At 65.1% G+C, this 18,658-nt stretch carries 13 protein-coding genes; 7 read left to right on the top strand and 6 right to left on the bottom strand.

Annotation, left to right across the window (positions count from 1 at the left end; all coding sequences use genetic code 11):
* Nucleotides 1–78 precede the first annotated feature (78 nt).
* The 3 genes from hrpA to C8E02_RS13160 form a co-directional block, all read right to left on the bottom strand.
* Nucleotides 79–4,038: an ATP-dependent RNA helicase HrpA gene (hrpA, locus tag C8E02_RS13150; protein WP_120811352.1), complete on the bottom strand. Its 3,960-nt coding sequence runs from the start codon at nucleotides 4,036–4,038 to the stop codon at nucleotides 79–81.
* Nucleotides 4,039–4,286: 248 nt separating this feature from the next.
* Complete coding sequence (locus C8E02_RS13155) at nucleotides 4,287–4,655, bottom strand: glutaredoxin family protein (protein WP_120811354.1); 369 nt, start codon at nucleotides 4,653–4,655, stop codon at nucleotides 4,287–4,289.
* A gap of 82 nt (nucleotides 4,656–4,737) precedes the next feature.
* Nucleotides 4,738–5,532, bottom strand: coding sequence for a DeoR/GlpR family DNA-binding transcription regulator (locus tag C8E02_RS13160; RefSeq protein ID WP_120811357.1), 795 nt, complete (start codon nucleotides 5,530–5,532; stop codon nucleotides 4,738–4,740).
* 174 nt (nucleotides 5,533–5,706) lie between these two features.
* Between C8E02_RS13160 and C8E02_RS13165 the strand changes: the two genes are divergently transcribed.
* Nucleotides 5,707–6,501 carry a Cof-type HAD-IIB family hydrolase gene (locus C8E02_RS13165; RefSeq protein WP_047966078.1) on the top strand — a complete coding sequence of 265 codons (795 nt, stop codon included), beginning with the start codon at nucleotides 5,707–5,709 and terminating at the stop codon, nucleotides 6,499–6,501.
* A gap of 223 nt (nucleotides 6,502–6,724) precedes the next feature.
* Here C8E02_RS13165 and C8E02_RS13170 read toward each other — a convergent pair whose 3' ends face one another.
* The 3 genes from C8E02_RS13170 to C8E02_RS13180 all read right to left on the bottom strand — a co-directional run bounded on the left by C8E02_RS13170 (nucleotide 6,725) and on the right by C8E02_RS13180 (nucleotide 11,730).
* The gene (locus C8E02_RS13170) at nucleotides 6,725–8,203 is read right to left on the bottom strand and encodes a methyl-accepting chemotaxis protein (RefSeq protein WP_120811359.1); all 1,479 of its coding nucleotides are present in this window, start codon (nucleotides 8,201–8,203) and stop codon (nucleotides 6,725–6,727) included.
* Between the two features lie 235 nt (nucleotides 8,204–8,438).
* Nucleotides 8,439–10,526 carry a phosphate acetyltransferase gene (gene pta, locus C8E02_RS13175; RefSeq protein WP_120811361.1) on the bottom strand — a complete coding sequence of 696 codons (2,088 nt, stop codon included), beginning with the start codon at nucleotides 10,524–10,526 and terminating at the stop codon, nucleotides 8,439–8,441.
* A 10-nt stretch (nucleotides 10,527–10,536) separates the two neighbouring features.
* Nucleotides 10,537–11,730 carry an acetate kinase gene (locus C8E02_RS13180; protein ID WP_120811363.1) on the bottom strand — a complete coding sequence of 398 codons (1,194 nt, stop codon included), beginning with the start codon at nucleotides 11,728–11,730 and terminating at the stop codon, nucleotides 10,537–10,539.
* A 487-nt stretch (nucleotides 11,731–12,217) separates the two neighbouring features.
* Here C8E02_RS13180 and C8E02_RS13185 point away from each other — a divergent pair, with 487 nt between their 5' ends.
* The 6 genes from C8E02_RS13185 to C8E02_RS13210 all read left to right on the top strand — a co-directional run bounded on the left by C8E02_RS13185 (nucleotide 12,218) and on the right by C8E02_RS13210 (nucleotide 18,355).
* A complete protein-coding gene (locus C8E02_RS13185) occupies nucleotides 12,218–13,327 on the top strand; it encodes an aromatic ring-hydroxylating oxygenase subunit alpha (protein ID WP_120811365.1) in 1,110 nt (369 codons plus the stop codon).
* 68 nt (nucleotides 13,328–13,395) lie between these two features.
* Entirely contained in the window at nucleotides 13,396–13,920 is a 525-nt protein-coding gene (locus C8E02_RS13190) for a hypothetical protein (RefSeq protein ID WP_147424500.1), read from the top strand.
* The gene (locus C8E02_RS13195; RefSeq protein WP_245961147.1) at nucleotides 13,917–14,756 is read left to right on the top strand and encodes a DMT family transporter; all 840 of its coding nucleotides are present in this window, start codon (nucleotides 13,917–13,919) and stop codon (nucleotides 14,754–14,756) included. Before C8E02_RS13190 ends, C8E02_RS13195 begins: the two co-directional genes overlap by 4 nt.
* Nucleotides 14,757–15,587: a DMT family transporter gene (locus C8E02_RS13200; RefSeq protein WP_245961148.1), complete on the top strand. Its 831-nt coding sequence runs from the start codon at nucleotides 14,757–14,759 to the stop codon at nucleotides 15,585–15,587.
* Nucleotides 15,588–15,636: 49 nt separating this feature from the next.
* Nucleotides 15,637–15,993, top strand: coding sequence for a SpoIIAA family protein (locus C8E02_RS13205; RefSeq protein WP_120811371.1), 357 nt, complete (start codon nucleotides 15,637–15,639; stop codon nucleotides 15,991–15,993).
* 58 nt (nucleotides 15,994–16,051) lie between these two features.
* Nucleotides 16,052–18,355, top strand: a complete 2,304-nt coding sequence (locus C8E02_RS13210; RefSeq protein ID WP_120811373.1) for a Tex family protein — start codon at nucleotides 16,052–16,054, stop codon at nucleotides 18,353–18,355.
* Nucleotides 18,356–18,658 lie beyond the last annotated feature (303 nt).

Raw genomic sequence — 18,658 nt, forward strand, 5'->3', positions numbered from 1 at the left:
GTGCGAATGGTCTTGTTATGGTGTTGTCCGGCGCGGCCGCGGCGCTGATGCCAGCGTGCGGCGGCCGCAGCGTCGTGATCAGCGCAGGTTTTTCGGCAGCTCGTCCCACAGTTTCAGCAGCCGCTTCACCGATACCGGATACGGCGTCTTCAGCTCCTGGGCGAACAGGCCGACGCGCAGCTCCTCAATATGCCAGCGAAACTGTTGCAACGCCAAGCTGGCGCCGCCGCGCTCGTTTTCTTCCGCCATGCGCGCTTCCCATTTCTGCCACAGGTCACGGATTTCGGCACCGCGCTGGCCGTCGCGCTGCGCGTTGGCCGGCTGCTTGTCCATGCGCAGGCTCATCGCCTTCATGTAGCGCGGCAGCTGCGGCAGTTGCTGCCACGGCGTGGCGGTGAGGAAGCCCTTGTACACCAGTCGCGCCAGCTGTTGCGTCAGCTCGTGGCCGAGGCGGTGCTTCTGCAGCTTGGGCAGCAGCGCCTGGTATTCGGCGGCGATCTGGTTCAGGTAGCTGGTCACTGCCTGCGTCACCGCCGGCAGCCGGGTGCGGGCGCGCGCCTTCTGCTCGTTGAATGCCTTCTCGGTGCGTGGCGCGTCGTCGTCGCCGATAAAGGCGCGGTCGCAGATGGCGGTGATGGCGTCCTGCAGCAGCTCGTCGACATTGCACACATTGCGCAGCTGCAGGCCAAGCTGGGTCATGCCCGGCAGGCCCTTGTTCAGCTGCTTCATGTGCTCCTTCAGCTGGTACTGCAGCAGGCGCACCACGCCGCGGCGGTGCTCAAGGTTGGCCGCGGTCTCGGTGTCGAACAGGCGGATCGCCACCCGCTCGCCCTTGGCGTCGGTCTCGATGGTCAGCGCCGGGAAACCGGTCAGCTGCTGGCGGCCGCGCGCGAACTGGATCGCCTGCGGCAGCTCGCCAAAGTCCCACGCCTCGACATTGTCGCGCTCGAATTCGGCGCTGGTGTCGCGGAAGGTCAGCTGCGCCGCCTGGCCGAACTGCTTCTGCAGCGCGAGCAGGTCGCGGCCCATGCCGATTTCCTGCTTGCCGTCGTCGACGATGCGGAAGTTGAACAGCAGGTGCGCCGGCAATTCGGCCTGGCTGAATGCCAGCGGATCCACCTTCAGCCCGCCGGTGTGGCGCAGGATGAAGTGCGCCAGCTGTGGCGCGATCGGCTGCTGGGTGTCCGGGTTGCCGAGCAAGAACTGGGTCACGAAATCCGGCACCGGCACGCAGCAGCGGCGGATCTGCTTCGGCAGGCCCTTGATCATCGCCTGCAGCTTTTCGCGGATCATGCCCGGCACCAGCCATTCGAACTCCGCCGGTTGCAGCGTGTTGAGCACCGCCAGCGGCAGGTCGATGGTGACGCCGTCCAGTGGGTGGTTCGGTTCGAAACGGTAGCGCAGGCGACAGCGGCTCTCGGCCAGCTCGCGCCATTCCGGGAACTGGTTTTCCGACACGTGCTCGGCGGCGTGGCGCATCAGCTCGTCGCGGGTCAGGAACAGGATTTTCGGGTTCTGCTGTTCCGCTTCCTTGCGCCACGCCTCGAAGCTGGCGGCGTCGACTACGCCTGACCCAAGACGCTCGGCGTAGAACGCAAACAGCGCGTCCTCGTCCACCAGAACGTCCTGGCGCCGCGCCTTGTGCTCCAGCTGTTCCACCTCGCGGATCAGCTGCTGGTTGCGCTGGAAGAACGGCGCGTTGCTCACGTACTCCATCGCCACCAGCGCGCCGCGGATGAACAGCTCGCGCGCCTCGATCGGCGCGATGCGGCCGTAGCTGACCGGGCGGCGCGCGATCAGCGTCAGGCCGAACAACGTCACCCGCTCGCTGGCCACCACCTCGCCGCGCGATTTTTCCCAGTGCGGCTCGAAGTGGTGCAGCTTGACCAGGTGCGGGGCCACCGCCTCCACCCACTCCGGCTCGATGCGCGCCACGCAGCGGCCGTACAGCTTGGTGGTTTCCACCAGCTCGGCGGTGACGATCCATTTCGGGCGCACCTTTTTCAGGCCGGTGCCGGGGAATACCAGGAAACTGCCGCCGCGCGCGCCGGTGTAGTCGTCGCTTTCCTGCGACTTCATGCCGATATTGCCGATCAGGCCGGTGAGCAGCGCCTTGTGCAGCTTCTCGTAGGCCACCAGGTCGGCCTGCGCGCGTTTCTTCGGCGTGGTCTCAAGGTTGGCCGCAACCGCCGCCGGCGCGTGCGCCTTGTCTTTCTCGATCAGGTTCAGCTCGCTGGCGATGTCGGCCAGCTGCGCGTGCAGCTCGCGCCACTCGCGCATGCGCAGGTGCGACAGGAAGTGCTCGTGACAGAGGTTGACCAGCTGGCGGTTGCTGGTCTTGTTGGCCAGCGCATTGCTGAAGAAGTCCCACAGGTGCAGGTAGGACAGGAAGTCGGACTTCTCGTCGTTGAAGCGCGCCTGCGCGCGGTCGGCGGCCTCGCGCGCCTCGAACGGCCGCTCGCGCGGGTCCTGGATCGACAGCCCGGCGGCGATGATCAGCACCTCGCGCACGCAGTGGTGCTCGCGCCCGGCCAGCAGCATGCGGCCAACCTTGGGGTCGACCGGAATGCGCGCCAGCTCGGTGCCGACCGGGGTCAGCTGTAGCTGCTCGTCCACCGCGCCCAGCTCCTGCAATACCTGGTAGCCGTCGGCGATCAGGCGGCTGGACGGCGGCTCGATGAACGGGAATTCGTCGACCTTGCCCAGTCGCAGCGCGGCCATGCGCAGGATCACCGCCGCCAGGCTGCAGCGCACGATTTCGGGGTCGGTAAACGCCGGGCGGGCGTTGAAATCGTCCTCGGCGTACAGCCGCACGCAGACGCCGGCCTCGATCCGGCCGCAACGGCCGGCACGCTGGCGCGCGGCGGCCTGCGAGATTTTCTCTACTTGTAATTGCTCGACCTTGGCGCGCGGGCTGTAGCGCTTGATGCGGGCAAGGCCGGTGTCGATCACGTACTTGATGCCCGGCACGGTGAGCGAGGTCTCGGCCACGTTGGTGGCCAGCACGATGCGGCGGCCGCCGGAGGGCTTGAAAATCTTCTGCTGGTCTTCGTTGGACAGTCGCGCGAACAGCGGCAGGATCTCGTAGTGGCGGATGCCGCTGCGGCGCAGCTTGTCGGCGGTGTCGCGTATCTCGCGCTCGCCGGGCAGGAACACCAGGATGTCGCCGGCGCCGTGGCGCGAGATTTCGTCGACGGCGTCGACGATGGCGTCTTCCATCTCCACCTCGCGCTCGTCCTCGTCGCGCTGCTTCAGTGGCCGGTAGCGCACTTCCACCGGGTAGGTGCGGCCGGACACTTCCAGCACCGGCGCGCCGTCGAAGTGGCGGGCGAAGCGGTCGGCGTCGATGGTGGCCGAGGTGATGATGATCTTGAGATCGGGCCGGCGCGGCAGCAGCTGCTTCAGGTAGCCGAGCAGGAAGTCGATGTTGAGGCTGCGTTCGTGCGCCTCGTCGATGATGATGGTGTCGTAGGCTTCCAGGTAACGGTCGGTCTGCGTTTCCGCCAGCAGGATGCCGTCGGTCATCAGCTTGATCACGTTGCGCTCGGACTGCTTGTCGTTGAAGCGCACCTTGAAGCCGACATGGGTGCCCAGCTCCGATCCCAGCTCCTGCGCGATACGCGTCGCCACCGAGCGTGCGGCCAACCTGCGCGGCTGGGTGTGGCCGATCAGGCCGTACACGCCGCGCCCCAGCTCCAGGCAGATTTTCGGCAACTGCGTGGTCTTGCCGGAGCCGGTTTCGCCGCAGATGATCACCACCTGGTTGGCCGCAATCGCCGCCTTGATGTCGTCCAGCTTCTGGTTGACCGGCAGCGCGTCGTCAAAGGTTGGCCGCGGCCGGTGTTCGGCGCGCACGGCGGCGCGGCCGGCGGAGCGGGCGATCTGCGCGGCGATGTCCTGCAGTAGCTTGTCCGACGGCTGGTTCTTGCGCAGGCGCTGCTCGACATCCTGCAGCTTGCGTTTCAGCGGCTGGCGATCGCGCAGCAGGCAGGTGGACAGGGCGGCTTTCAGGGCGGCTGGTGTGGCGGTGGTGGTCATGCGTGGCTTCTAAAGAGCGGGCTGCGGAAGGGCGAGAGTATAGCAGAGTGGCATGGGGGCGAGACGGGCGGGCGGTGTCGGCCCGCCTTGGCATCAGAACCTGTTCAATGTCTGCTGCGACTGATCTCGACGTGGGGCGATACGGCGTTGAAAACGTCTTCGGAATGCTTGTTATATCCAGCTCAACGCCGCTTCCTCAAGCCGTTTTGCCTTGTCTCGCGTGAGCTCGCGAGACTTTGAACAGGCTCTCAGGCGGCGAAGTGTTGTTCCAGATAGCCGCGGATGGCTTTCGATTCGTACAGCCACTGCACCTTGCCGTCCTGCTCGATACGCAGGCAGGGCACCTGGATCTTGCCGCCGCCTTGCAGTAGCTCGTCACGGTGCGCGGCATTGTTTTTCGCATCGCGCAGCGCCACCGGTACGTTGAGGCGGTGCAGCACGCGGCGGGTCTTGACGCAGAACGGGCAGGCGCGGAACTGGTACAGCGTCAGTCCGGCGGCGGCGGCATCAACGCGCTGCTGGCTGGCGGCATCGCGGCGCAGCTTGCGCGGGCGGGTGAGGTAATCGGCGGCAACTATGGTGTTGCCTAGTACGAGGCGCAGGGCTTTGATCAGCATGGCGGAATCCAGTCGGAAAATTGGCCGCCAGTGTAGCGGCTGCACCGGCCGGCGGCCAGCGTTTGCCGCGCTGCAACAGACGCTAGTCGGCGATCAGCAGCGGCACGCCACTGTGCTGCAGGCTGGCCAGCTTGTGCGGCTCGGCGTCGGCCTCGATCACCAGCCGGCCGATGTCGCGCATGGCGGCCACCGCGAACGGCGACGCGGTGCCGAGCTTCTCGTTGGTGACGGCGAGCACGATCTGGTTGCACTGGCTGACCAGCACGCGCTTGAACGCCGCTTCCTCGGCGATGGTGGTGCCGACGCCCAGTTCGATGTCCACCGAACAGGTGCCGAGAAAGCATACGTCGGGGCGCATGTCCTGCACCGCCAGCGTCGGGATGCTGCCCAGTGTGCCGCCGACGCGGTGGTCCATGCGCCCGCCGATCACCAGCACCTCGAACTGGCTGCGGCCGAACAGTACCGCGGCGATCGGGATCGAGTTGGTGGCCACCGTCAGCGGCATGTCCGGCAGCGCGCGCGCGATTTCCAGATTGGTGGTGCCGGCATCGAGGAACACGAACTGTCCCGGCTGCAGCAGGCGTACCGCCGCTGCGGCCAACCTTGCCTTGCGCGCCACGTTTTCGTGGCTGCGCTCGATAAAGCTGCCGGTATTGGGCGTCATCGCGATGGCGCCGCCATACACGCGCTGGCAGATGCCGGTGGCGGCCAGTTCGCGCAGGTCGCGGCGGATGGAGTCCTCGGACACGCCCAGCGTCTGCGCCAGTTCGGCGGCCAGCACGCGGCCTTCCTGTTGCAGGCGCTGGCGGATGTACTGGTGACGGTCGCTGGGCAGGGCGATCGCCGGCGGACGTTCTTTGCGTGCTTCGGTGGTCATGAGGGCAGCCTCGGTGAAAACAGGCAACATCGTGCAGTAGTGTGCAGTCTTGGTCAAATTGTGCACGATCTTTAGCACTTTTACTGCCGATTTATGCACGATTGTTTGCGTGTTTATTCGTGAAAGTGCACAATCATGCCTGTTGTTGCCATTTTTTCTCTGGGGGAGACTGACATGTTCCGCGCCATTGCCACCGATCTTGACGGCACCCTGCTGGATGCCGAATCCCGCATTACCCCGCGCAGCGTCGCCGCCCTGCAGCGCGCCCACGCTGCCGGCTGCCGGCTGATCATCGCTACCGGCCGCCACTACCGCGACGTGCAGTTCCTGCTGGACGGCATCGAGCTGCCGGTCAGCGTGATCAGCTCAAACGGCGCACGGGTACACGCGGCGGACGGTACGCCGCTGGCTGCGGCCAACCTGGCGCCGGCGCTGGTGCAAAAGCTGGTGCAGCCGGCGCTGGTGCGCGACGTGGAGCTGGCGCTGTATCTGGATGACCGCAAGCTGGCCTGCCGCTACACCGGCTCGCTCAACGGCTATCTCGACCGCGCCGAGGTGCACGCCAGCCTGGCGGACTACCATGGCCGCGACGTGGCCAAGATCATCTATTGCGGCGATCCAGCGCAGCTGCGACTGGTGGAGCAGGACATCCGCTACCGCTTCGACGGCCAGCTGGCGCTGACCTATTCGCAGGACTGCTATCTGGAAGTGATGGCGCCGGGGGTGAGCAAGGGCCAGGCGCTGCAGCAGCTGCTGGCCGGCATGGGCATCGCGGCGCAGGATTGTGCGGCGTTTGGCGATGCGATGAACGACGTCGAGATGCTGCAGCTGGTCGGCCACCCGCACCTGATGGCCAATGCCAGCCAGCATCTGCAAGAGCAGGTGCCGGACGGGCAGCGCATCGGCCACCACGCCGAGTCGGCGGTGGCGGCATTGCTGGAGAGCCGCTTCGCCGCCTGCGGCGTCTGAGAACCTGTTCATGATCTGCTGCGTTGATGTCAACGTGGCGTACCGCGTTGAAAACGGTTTCGGCATGCTTGTATATCTGGATAAACGCCGCTTCCTCAGCCGTTTTCGCCTTGTCTCACGCTAGTTCGCGAGACCGTGAGCACGTTCTGCGCACGGCCGCAGACCTTTAAATGAAAAAGCCGCCCGGCAGCAGCCGGGCGGCTTTTATTTTGGTGCGCTGCGTTCAGGCAGCGATGCCGCGGAACTGGCGCACGCTGTCGCCCAGCTCGGCCATCAACTGGTCCAGCCGCACCGTGGCGTGGGCGATGGTGTCGGTTTCGCCGGACAGGCTGCGGGTGGCGTCGCCGACGGCGCTGATGTCGCCGGCAAACTGGGCAAAGCCGTCATTCTGGCTCTGCTCCGCCTGCGATACCTGGCGCAGCAGGCCGACCAGTGCGTGGGTGTCACCGATGATGCCGGATAGCCGTTGTTGCGCGTCGACGGTGTTTTCGCGGCCGCTGCGCATTTGCGCGTTGCCTTCGCGGATCGCCTCGATCGCCTGGTTGGTGCCGTTCACGATCAGCTGGATCTTCTGCTCGATGTCCAGCGTCGCGCCCTGGGTGCGTTCGGCCAGCTTGCGCACCTCATCGGCGACCACGGCGAAGCCGCGGCCCAGCTCGCCGGCGCGGGCGGCCTCGATCGCCGCGTTCAGCGCCAGCAGATTGGTCTGGTCGGCAATGTCACGGATCAGTTGCACGATGCCGCCCACCTCGGTGCTGCGCTGGCCGAGGTCTTCCATGCGCTCGGCGGCGCGGGCGATGACGCTGCCGGCCTGGTTCAGCTGCTGCACCGCGGCGTCCATCGCGGCGCCGCCGGCGCTGGCCGCCTGGCCGGCGGTATCGGCCATGCTGGTGGCGCTGAGCGATTGCTCGGTGTTCTGGCTGGTGGTGACCGCCATCTGCTGTGCGATGGCGACCATGGTGTCGGCGCGCTGCCGCTGCTCGGACATGGTGCGCGCCATCAGCTGGGTGCTGCTGGCGATGTCGCGGCTCTCGCTCTCGGCGGCGTCGAGTAGGCGGGTGACCTGCGCCATCATCTGCTTCATCGCCGCGGTGGCGCGTTCGGCCTCCTCGCGTGCCGATTCCAGCTTTTCGAAGGAGCGCGACTTGGCGCGTTCGTAGGACAGCCCCAGCGCCAGGATCACCAGCGTCAGGCCGATCAGCGATTTGGCCTGCAGCGCCGGCAGCTCGCTGTGCGGGATCGGCGACGCCGGGATGTCGCCGGCGGCGCTGAGCGCGAACATCAGCCCGATCATGGCAAAGCTGAGCAGCGTCCACACGATGCCGGAGCGGCGGCCGCTGACGAAGATGGCGGCAAACGGGATGATGGCGAACCACATGATGCTGGTGGAGAGGATGCCGCCGTTGACGTACACCATCCAGCTGACCATGCCGAACATCGACAGCACGATGCACTCGGCGACAAGGCGCAGCGCGCCGCTGAGCTTGAGCAGCAGCGGCCCCAGCAGCAGCGCCAGGCCGCCGATGAGGATGCCGCTGCCCATCGCCGGGTGATGCAGTTTGAAGTAGGAGAGGGCAAACAGCGGGGCGATGGCGCCGGCCAGCAGGCCGACACTGGTGACGGTACGTGCCCGGATCAGGGTGTCCGGGGATTGCCGGACGCTGTCCGGAATGAACCACTCGGTGATGCTGTTCAAAGACATCTGTGTTTCCTCGCGTTGTGTCGTGCGCTGTGGCCTGATGGCGCGGGCACGTTTTATCGTTATGTTTTTATAAAAGCGGGATCGATACTAAAACAGTTGTTTGAAACCATCAAGAAAGCATGGCGGGCGTGCTTTCTTTTGTTGCGTCATGGGTTTACAAGGTTGGCCGCAATGAAAAAACCCGATCATGCAGGCATGATCGGGCGGGGTAGGCGGGGGGGGGGGCGACCGGAGTTTAGCGGCTGAATTGGTCGGCCTGGATCGCGGTCAGCGCGATGGTGTAAACGATGTCGTCCACCAGTGCGCCGCGCGACAGGTCGTTCACCGGCTTGCGCAGGCCCTGCAGCATCGGCCCGACCGACACCACGCCGGCGGAGCGCTGCACCGCCTTGTAGGTGGTGTTGCCGGTGTTGAGGTCGGGGAACACGAATACGGTGGCGCGGCCGGCCACCGGGCTGTCCGGCGCCTTCTGGCGGCCGACCGACTCTACCGACGCCGCGTCGTACTGCATCGGGCCGTCGATCAGCAGGTCCGGGCGTTTCTCGCGCGCGATGCGGGTGGCCTCGCGCACTTTTTCCACGTCGTCGCCGCTGCCGGAGGAGCCGGTGGAGTAGGAGATCATCGCTACCCGTGGCGGAATGCCGAAGGCGGCGGCGGAGTCCGCGCTCTGGATGGCGATATCTGCCAGCTCTTCCGCGCTTGGGTCCGGGTTGACCGCGCAGTCACCGTACACATAGACCTGGTCCGGCATCAGCATGAAGAACACGCTGGAAACCAGCTTGGCTTCCGGCGCGGTCTTGATCAGCTGCAGCGCCGGGCGGATGGTGTTGGCGGTGGTGTGGATGGCGCCGGACACCAGGCCGTCGACCTCGTTCAGCGCCAGCATCATGGTGCCCATCACCACGTTGTCTTCCAGCTGCTGCTCCGCCATCGGCGCGTTGAGGCCCTTGCTCTTGCGCAGCTCCACCATCGGCGGCACGTAGCGGGCGCGGACCTCGTTGGGGTCGACGATCTCGATGCCGGCGGGCAGGGTGATGCCCTGCGCCTCGGCCACCTGCAGGATCTCCTGGCGTTCGCCCAGCAGCACGCAGCGGGCGATGCCCTTCTCGTGGCAGATGGCGGCGGCGCGCACCGTGCGCGGCTCGTTGCCTTCCGGCAGCACGATGCGCTTGGCGGCGCGGCGCGCCTTTTCCATCAGCTGGTAGCGGAACGCCGGCGGCGACAGCCGTTTCTCGTGGTGCTCGCCGATGCGCTGGCGCAGCTGGCTGGTGCTGATGCGCTCGGCGACGAAATCGACCACCCGCTCCATGCGCTCCATGTCGTCGGCCGGCACCTGCCGGCTCATGGTCGAGATCAGGGTCGCGGTTTCCAGGGTGTTGGTGTCGATCGATAGCACCGGCAGGCCGCTGGTGAACGCCTTGTGGCACAGCTGTGCCACGCGCGGATCCGGTGCCGCGTCGCAGGTCAGCAGCAGGCCGGCCAGCGGCACGCCGTTCATGGTCGCCATCGCGGTGGCGAGCACGATGTCCTCGCGGTCGCCGGGGGTGATGATCAGCGCGCCGGGCTTGAGTAGTTCGACGATGTGCGGCACCGAGCGTGCCATCACCGAGATGCTGCGCACGCGGCGGCGCGTCAGCTGGCCGGCGTGCAGCAACTTGGCTTTCAGGTAGTTGGCCACGTCCAGCGTGCGCGGGGCCAGCAGCTCCGGCTCGAACGGGATGCCGCCGAGGCAGGCAATGCGCCGGCTCTGGATCAGGCGGCTGGATTCGGTGATCTCTGCGGCCAACGTGGCCGGGTTCTGCCCCGGACGCAGGCGGTTGAGGATGTAGCCGGCCACCTGCCGCGGCTGGCCGCCGAAGGCCTGGATGGTGATCTCCAGCTGCTCCGCCAGCGTGTGGCTGGGCAGCTGGTCGGCGGCGCCGACCAGGATTACTTCCGCCTGCAGCGTGCGCGCGATCTTGCTGTTGATGTAGGTGGTGAACACCCGTTGCTGGTCCTGCACCAGGCCTTCCACGATGACCACGTCGACGCCGGCGGAGGCGCGCTGGAACAGGTGCACCACCTCTTCCATCAGCTGGTCGAGCTGGCCCTGGCTCAGCAGGTGCTCGGCGTGGTCCATCGGTAGCGGCTCCGGCGCGTTGAGGCGGCACAGCTCGCGGGCGAAGTGGGTGGAGCGTTCCGGCTCGCTGGTGTCGCTGCCCTGGGCGATCGGCTTGACGAAGCCGACCTTGAGGCCATCCTGTTCCAGCGCGCGGATCAGGCCCAGCGAGACCGAGGTCAGACCGGCGTCAACGCCGATCGGGGCGATCAGAAAAGTATGCATGGCTGTTCCCTCAGGCCGCCGGCTCGCACAGTGCGGCGGTGTCCAGCGCGATCATCAGTTCTTCATTGGTGTTGATGACCAGCGCCGGGGTGCTGCCGGCGCGGGTGATGCGGCCGGCTTTGCCGCGGAAGGCCGCATCGTTGGCCGCCGGGTCGAGCGCGAGGCCGAGGAAGCCGAGCAGCTTGATCACCTTGGCGCGCAGCAGTGGCGAGTTTTCGCCGATGCCGCCGGTGAACAGCAGCGCGTCGAGGCGGCCCAGCGCCACCGTCATCGAGGCGATCTGCTTGGCGAGGCGGTAGGCGAACACTTCCAGCGCGATCTGCGCGCCGGTATGGCCGGCGGCGGCGGCGTCTTCCAGTTCACGGCAGTCGCTGGACAGCTCGGACAGGCCGAGCAGGCCGGACTGCTTGTTGAGGATGTCGGAAACACCCTGGATGTCGGTGTTCAGTTCTGTGGCGAGGTAGCCGAAGATGCCCGGGTCGATGTCGCCGCAGCGGGTGCCCATCACTAGGCCTTCCAGCGGGGTCAGGCCCATGCTGGTGTCGACGCTCTTGCCGTTCAGTACCGCGGCCACCGAGGCGCCGTTGCCGAGGTGGGCGCAGACGAAGGCGGATTCCGCCAGCGGTTTGCCCAGAATCGCCGCGGCTTCGGCGGTGACGTAGCGGTGGCTGGTGCCGTGGAAGCCGTAGCGGCGCACGCCGTGCTCGCGGTACAGCGCCATCGGCACCGCGTACAGGTAGGCCTGCTCGGGCATGCTCTGGTGGAAGGCGGTGTCGAACACCGCCACCTGCGGCAGGTGCGGGAAGCAGGCCTGTGCGGTGCGGATGCCCTGCAGGTGCGCCGGGTTGTGTAGCGGCGCGAGGCGAGCGCAGTCCTCGATGGCAGCAATCACGCTGTCGTCGATCAGAGTGGACTGCTTGAAGGTCTCGCCGCCGTGTACCACACGGTGGCCGATGGCGATCACGCTGCCGGTCAGCTCGCGCTCGTCAAAATAGGACAGGATCGCTTTCATGGCGCCGGCGTGATCGCCTTGCGCCAGGGTCAGTTCAACTTTCTTGCCGTCCTGCTTGAAACTGATGCAGGCGTCGGCGAGGCCGAGCTTTTCGGCAATGCCGGTCACGGTGGTGCGCTGGCTGGCGGCATCGATCAGCGCAAATTTCAGCGACGAGCTGCCGCAGTTGATGACAAGTGTGTGGTTGGTCATGTCGGGTCCGTTAGCATGAAGACGTCTGATGGAGGTCTGTGCCGGTGTTGCGTTCTTTTTATTGGGGTGCTGCTGCGCCTGCGCCGACAGCGTTTGGCCGCCGGCAGGGACACTGATGATAACCGGTGATTATCCGCTATTTTGGTGCAATGCACCATCGGGGATTCCCTTGCTGTCGATGTTGCCCGATGCGGGCTGATTATGTGGCGGCTGTTTGACAAGACAATGAATAGAAAAGGGTTTTGCCACGTAATTTGATCAGATGCCGGCTATGGCGGTTTCTTTTGCAAAAAGCCTGATCCAGCGCAATTGTGCGGCTAAAAAGTGCTTGCCCCGGGGGGGGATTTAGCCGACAATCCCGCCCCTGACCGCTTGGGCGGATCACGGAAGTCCGTGTTCTGGCAAGTGTTTTTTATAGCACTCCGTAAACTCGTTAAGAGCGAGATTCGGCTGGTCTTATATCTTCTTCCACGGAGGTGTGGGAATAATGTCTGATCTGGCTTCGTCCCAGTTGCTGAAAGCTTCTGCTGCGCAGTTGCCTGTCTTTACCTACTTTGATCCGGCGTACTACGCGCTGGAACAACAAGTCCTGTTCGCCAATGCCCCGCAGTATTACGGCCACGAACTGATGGTGCCGAACGCCGGCGACTATCACACTCTGGACTGGCTCGGCCACGGCAAGATGCTGAAAAATGTCGATGGCGACATCAAGCTGATCTCCAACGTCTGCCGCCACCGCCAGGCACTGATCTACAAGGGGCGCGGCACCGGCAACCACATGGTGTGCAACCTGCACGGCTGGACCTACGACAACGGCGGCCAGTTGATCGGCGCGCCGCACTTCCCGGAAACGCCGTGCCTGAATCTGAACCAGACCGAGCTGACCCGCTGGCAGGGCCTGCTGTTTGATGCCAAGCGCAACGTTGGCCGCGACCTGGAACAGCTTGGCGTCGCCAAGCACATGACTTTCGAAAACTACGGTTATCACAAGTCGCTGACCACCGAGTACGACTTCAACTGGAAGACCTTCATCGAAGTCTACTCCGAGGACTACCACGTCGATCCGTTCCATCCAGGCCTCGGCAATTTCGTCGATTGCGCCGACCTGAAGTGGGAGTGGGGCGATCACTACCACGTGCAGACCGTGGGCGTGAAGAACGCTCTGGCCCGCTCCGGCAGCAAGGTGTACGGCAAGTGGCACGAGGAAGTCATCAAGCGTTACGCCGACCAGCAGCCGGAATTCGGCGCCATCTGGCTGACCTACTACCCGAACATCATGGTGGAGTGGTATCCACACGTGCTGGTGATCAGCGTGGTGATTCCGCGCGGCCCGGAAAAGTGCACGGTGATCACCGAGTTCTACTACCCGGAAGACATTCTGTGGTTCGAGCCGGAGTTCATCGAGGCGGAACAGGCGGCCTATATGGAAACCGCGGTCGAGGACGACGAGATCTGCCTGCGCATGCACGAGGGCCGCAAGGCGCTGTGGCTGCGCGGCGAGAGCGAGGTCGGGCCGTACCAGTCGCCGACCGAAGACGGGATGCAGCACTTCCACGAGTTCTATCGTCGGCAGATGGGTGAACATCTGGCTGGCTAAGACCGTGTTTTGTGCGGCACAATAAAAGGGCGCGGATTTCCGCGCCTTTTTTTGTCTGCCGGGCCATCATGCCATTTGTATTAAGCGTACTGTTTTCCGTGTTGTTCTCCGGGTTGGCCACTGCGGCGACCTATCGCAATCCCTACCTGGGTGTCACCATCAATGTGCCGGCGGCGTGGCAGGTACGGCCGCATAGCGACGAGATGCTGCGCATCGTGCCGCCGCGGCAGGAAGACCGCGAACGCGGCGGCGTGCAGGTGCAGGTCAGCCGCCAGCTGTTGCGCGGCAAGGAGCCACTGAGCCGCCTGGCGGCGCGCTATCGCCGGGCCGACGACACGCGCGAGCCGGCGCAGACGGTGCGCCTCGACCGGCTACGCGGCCGGCTGGTGCTGTCCTATCGCGAAGGGCTGTACGTGCAGAACGGGCTGTGGATCGTCAGCCAGCAGCTGGTGGTGTGGCAGCAGCAGGGCAATGGCCGCTACATCAAGGCGCACTGCAGTGCCAATGCCGCGGAATATGCGCGCTACCGGCGCGTGTTCGCCGATATCTGTCTCGGTCTCGCGGTGGCGCGGAAGGCGGAGGCGGGCGCATGAGTCGTCTCGGTTCCGGCTGGATGGTGGTGGCGGCGCTGTGCTTCGCGCTGATGAGCCTGTTTGCGGCGCAGGGGTCGAGCACGCTGCCGGCGTTCGAGGTGCTGTTCTATCGCACCTTCATCGGTTTGCTGGTGTTGCTGCCGCTGATGTGGCGACGCGGCGAATCCTTGCGCAGTCCGCACTGGGGCGCCCATGCGCGGCGCAGCCTGATCGGCTACCTGTCGATGGCGATGCTGTTCTATGCGCTGAGCCGGCTGCCGCTGGCGGCGGCGGTGACCCTCAATTACACCTCTTCCTTGTCCTTTGCCCTCTGTTGCGTGCTGTTGCGCCGCGAGCGGCTGCCGCCGGCGGTGTGGTTTGCGCTGTCGCTGGGTTTTGTCGGCATCGCCTGCATGTTGCGGCCAACGTTTGACGCCGGGCAGTGGTTTGCCGGGCTGATGGGGCTGGGTTCCGGCCTTGGCGCCGGGCTGGCGCTGTTCCATGTGCGCGAGCTGGGCGAGTTGGGCGAGCGGCCGTCGGTCACCGTGTTCTGGCTGTTCTTCCTGTCGTCGCTGTTCGGCCTGCTGGTGGTGCTGTTCAATGGCGGCTTTCATGTGCTGAACGGGATGCAGCTGGCGCAAATGCTCGCCGTCGGGCTGATGGGGCTGGCCGGGCAGCTGGCGATGACGCGTGCCTACAAGGAAGGGCGCAAGTTCGTGGTGTCCAGCCTGGCCTACCTGACGGTGGCGTTCTCGGCGCTGATGGGCTTGTTCCTGCACCAGCAGCAACTGCCCTTGTTGTCCTGGCTGGGCATGACGCTGATCATCGGTAGCGGCATTCTGGCGGCGCGTCGCTAGATGGCCGGCGCCTTGTGGATGGTGCTGGCCGCGGTCAGCTTTGGCCTGATGGGTGTGTTCGTCAAGCTCGGTGCGGCGTCGCTGGACACTGTGGCGCTGGTGTTCTGGCGCACGCTGTTCGCGGTGTTGCTGCTGGGTACGGTGGCGTTGCTGCGGCGGCAGCGCTTCGCCACGCCACAGCTGGGGCGCCACCTCAAGCGCGGCCTGATCGGCTACACCGCGCTGCTGGCCTACTTCTATGCCATCGGTCATCTGCCGCTGTCGACGGCGGTAACACTCAACTACACCTCGCCGATGTTCCTGGCGCTGCTGTCGGTGCTGCTGCTGAAAGAGAAGCTGTCGCGGCACGCGCTGCTGGCACTGCTGCTCGGCTTTGTCGGGGTCGCGCTGCTGTTGCGGCCAACCTTTGACGGCGCCGCGTGGCAGGCCGGGCTGCTGGGGCTGGGCTCCGGTCTGCTCGCCGGCTGGTCCTACCTGCACGTGCGCGAGCTGGGGCAGGCCGGCGAGGCGGAGTGGCGCACGGTGTTCTACTTTGCGCTGATCTCGACGCTCGGCGGCGGCCTGTTGCTGCTGGGACGGCCGTGGCAGCCACTGACTGCGGCCAACCTGCCGTGGGTGCTGGGTCTTGGCGCCACCGCCACCGTGGCACAGCTGGCGATGACGCGGGCCTACAAGGTTGGCCGCAAGCTGCTGGTCGCCAATCTGTCCTACCTGACGGTGGTGTTTTCCGCACTGTTCGGTGCGCTGGTGTGGCAACAGCAGCTGGGTGCCGGCGAGTTGCTGGCGATGGCCTTGATTATTGTCAGCGGCATTCTGGCCGGCAGGCGCTAATATTCGGAATGCCAGTCCCTTCAATCCACTCTCACACAGGAGCCGCACCATGATTTCCATCCGCGAACAAGATTACGGTCTGGACGTTGCCCTCTACAACGAATTCACACTCGGCGACTTCAAGCTGTTCGAGGAGGCGCTGCTCAAGCGCAGTGGCGAACACGGCAAGCCGGACGTGCTGCTGGATCTATCCGGCATCAAGGACTTCACGCTGGATATGGCGATGGAGGAGATTCGCTTCATGCGCGCTCACGAGAGCGAATTCGGCCGTTTTGCCGTGGTGGCCGACGACACCTGGATTCGCTTGGCGGCGCACCTGTCCGGCCTGCTCACCCGCGTCCCCGCCGAATACTTCAATACGGTGGAAGATGCGCAGGCCTGGCTGAACAATCCGGTCACCGCTTGATTTTCCGGCGTATGCCGTTACAGTAGCGGCTTCCGTTTTCCGACAAGAACAACGCCGCATGTTGAAAAGTATCGCCAGCCGCCTCGCGACGGAACTCACCGTCCGCGAGGCGCAAGTCACCGCCACCATCAATCTCATCGACGAAGGCGCCACCGTGCCCTTCATCGCCCGTTACCGCAAGGAAGTCACCGGCGGCCTGGACGACACCCAGTTGCGCCTGCTGGCCGAGCGTCTGGTCTATCTGCGCGAGCTGGACGACCGTCGTGTCACCATCCTGAAAAGCATCGCCGAGCAGGAAAAACTTACCCCGCAGCTGGAGTCGGCGCTGTACGCCGCCGACAACAAGACCACGCTGGAAGACCTGTACCTGCCGTACAAGCCGAAGCGCCGCACCAAGGCGCAGATCGCGCGCGAAGCCGGGCTGGAGCCGCTGGCCGACAGCCTGCTCGTCGACCCGACGCAAGTGCCGGAAACGTTGGCCGCAGGCTATGCCGATGCCGACAAGGGTGTGGCCGATGCCAAGGCGGCGCTGGATGGCGCCCGCGCCATCCTGATCGAGCGTTTTGCCGAAGACGCCGCGCTGCTGGGCCGGTTGCGCGACAAACTGTGGAACGAGGGCGAACTGGCGGCGACGGTGGTCGCCGGCAAGGAATTGGAAGGCGCCAAGTTCGCCGATTACTTCGCGCATCGCGAGCCGCTGAAGTCGACGCCGTCGCACCGCGCGCTGGCGCTACTGCGCGGCCGCAACGAAGGTATCCTGTCGGTGGCGCTGAAATACCAGCCGGACGATACGCCGATCACGCAGCGCTCGGCCTACGAAGAGCTGATCGCCGCGCAATTCGGCATCAAGGATGCCGGGCGCGCCGCCGACAAGTGGCTGCTGGACGGTGTGCGCCTGTGCTGGCGTGCCAAGATCTTCCTGTCGCTGGAGCTGGAGCTGGTGTCGAAGCTGAAAGACGCCGCCGACGCCGAGGCGATCAAGGTGTTTGCGGCCAACCTGCACGACCTGCTGCTGGCGGCGCCGGCCGGCCCGCGCGCCACCATCGGCCTGGACCCCGGCCTGCGTACCGGCGTGAAAGTGGCGGTGGTCGACAATACCGGCAAGCTGCTTGATACCGCCACCATCTATCCGCACGAGCCGCGCCGCGACTGGGAGCGCTCGGTGGCCATTCTTGGCGCGCTGGCGCACAAGCACCAGGTCGAGCTGGTCGCCATCGGCAACGGCACCGCCAGCCGTGAAACCGACAAGCTGGCGCAGGACGTGATCAAGGCCTTCCCGCAGCTGAACCTGACCAAGATCGTGGTCAGCGAGGCCGGCGCCTCGGTGTACTCCGCCTCCGAACTGGCGGCCAAGGAATTCCCGGAGCTGGATGTGTCCCTGCGCGGCGCGGTGTCGATCGCCCGCCGTCTGCAGGATCCGCTGGCCGAGCTGGTGAAGATCGATCCGAAATCGATCGGTGTCGGCCAGTACCAGCACGACGTCAACCAGAGCCAGCTGGCGAAGAGCCTGGACGCGGTGGTAGAAGACTGCGTCAACGCGGTCGGCGTCGACGTCAATATGGCGTCGGTGCCGCTGCTGACGCGCATTTCCGGTCTTAACAGCACGCTGGCGGCCAACATCGTCGCCCATCGCGACGCCAATGGTGCGTTCAAATCACGCAAGGAATTGCTCAAGGTCAGTCGTCTCGGCGAAAAAACCTTCGAGCAGGCTGCCGGCTTCCTGCGCATCAGTAATGGCGACAACCCGCTGGATGCCTCCTCGGTGCATCCTGAGGCCTACCCGGTGGTAGAGCAGATCGTCAGCAAGACCGGACGCGCGGTAAAGCAGATCGTCGGCGACTCGGTATTCATCAAGGGGCTGCGTGCCAGCGATTACACCGACGAACGCTTCGGCTTGCCGACGGTGATGGACATTCTGAAAGAGCTGGACAAGCCGGGGCGCGATCCGCGTCCGGAATTCAAGACCGCCACCTTCCAGGATGGGGTGGAAAGCCTGAAGGATCTGCAGCCGGGCATGGTGCTGGAAGGGGTGGTCACCAACGTCGCCAACTTCGGCGCTTTCGTCGACATCGGCGTGCACCAGGATGGTCTGGTGCACATTTCGGCGCTGTCCAACAAGTTCATCGACGATCCGCGCAAGGTGGTCAAAGCCGGTGACGTGGTCAAGGTCAAGGTGCTGGAGGTCGACGTGTCGCGCAAGCGGGTCGCGCTGACCATGCGCCTGGATGACGAAGTCGGCACCGCGGTGCGCAGCGGCGCCGGGCGTAGCGACACTAATCGTCGCCAGAATGCCAAGCCGGCGTCGGCGGATAATAGTGGTGGCGCCATGGCGGCCGCTTTTGCCAAATTGCGCGGTAAATAAGCCGGATTAAGCCGGTTTTCCGGTTTGCCGGAGTTGCTGAAGGTTGGCCGCGAGCACTGCGGCCAACCTTTTTCATTTTGCTTGGCGGCGGGGTGGCTATGGAATCAAGGACTTGCCGCTTTGGTGTCAAAAAGTCCGTTTGCGGGTGTTGACGCGGCTGGCGGATTTCGCTATAGTTCGCCTCCTCAGCTGACGCCGCAAACGAAACGCGACGCAGCGCTGCTCTTTAACAGAACGAATAACCGATAGGTGTAAGTGTCTGGCTTAGCCAAATACTTGCACTGTCAAGATTCTGAGAAACGA

This window comes from Vogesella indigofera (assembly GCF_003633895.1).
GTDB classification, from domain to species: Bacteria; Pseudomonadota; Gammaproteobacteria; order Burkholderiales; family Chromobacteriaceae; genus Vogesella; species Vogesella indigofera.

Excerpts from the sequence above, each read along its gene's own strand:
- hrpA (WP_120811352.1), bottom strand. The coding sequence starts at position 4,038 with ATGACCACCACCGCCACACCAGCCGCCCTGAAAGCCGCCCTGTCCACC.
- C8E02_RS13155 (WP_120811354.1), bottom strand. The coding sequence starts at position 4,655 with ATGCTGATCAAAGCCCTGCGCCTCGTACTAGGCAACACCATAGTTGCC.
- C8E02_RS13160 (WP_120811357.1), bottom strand. The coding sequence starts at position 5,532 with ATGACCACCGAAGCACGCAAAGAACGTCCGCCGGCGATCGCCCTGCCC.
- C8E02_RS13165 (WP_047966078.1), top strand. The coding sequence starts at position 5,707 with ATGTTCCGCGCCATTGCCACCGATCTTGACGGCACCCTGCTGGATGCC.
- C8E02_RS13170 (WP_120811359.1), bottom strand. The coding sequence starts at position 8,203 with ATGTCTTTGAACAGCATCACCGAGTGGTTCATTCCGGACAGCGTCCGG.
- pta (WP_120811361.1), bottom strand. The coding sequence starts at position 10,526 with ATGCATACTTTTCTGATCGCCCCGATCGGCGTTGACGCCGGTCTGACC.
- C8E02_RS13180 (WP_120811363.1), bottom strand. The coding sequence starts at position 11,730 with ATGACCAACCACACACTTGTCATCAACTGCGGCAGCTCGTCGCTGAAA.
- C8E02_RS13185 (WP_120811365.1), top strand. The coding sequence starts at position 12,218 with ATGTCTGATCTGGCTTCGTCCCAGTTGCTGAAAGCTTCTGCTGCGCAG.
- C8E02_RS13190 (WP_147424500.1), top strand. The coding sequence starts at position 13,396 with ATGCCATTTGTATTAAGCGTACTGTTTTCCGTGTTGTTCTCCGGGTTG.
- C8E02_RS13195 (WP_245961147.1), top strand. The coding sequence starts at position 13,917 with ATGAGTCGTCTCGGTTCCGGCTGGATGGTGGTGGCGGCGCTGTGCTTC.
- C8E02_RS13200 (WP_245961148.1), top strand. The coding sequence starts at position 14,757 with ATGGCCGGCGCCTTGTGGATGGTGCTGGCCGCGGTCAGCTTTGGCCTG.
- C8E02_RS13205 (WP_120811371.1), top strand. The coding sequence starts at position 15,637 with ATGATTTCCATCCGCGAACAAGATTACGGTCTGGACGTTGCCCTCTAC.
- C8E02_RS13210 (WP_120811373.1), top strand. The coding sequence starts at position 16,052 with ATGTTGAAAAGTATCGCCAGCCGCCTCGCGACGGAACTCACCGTCCGC.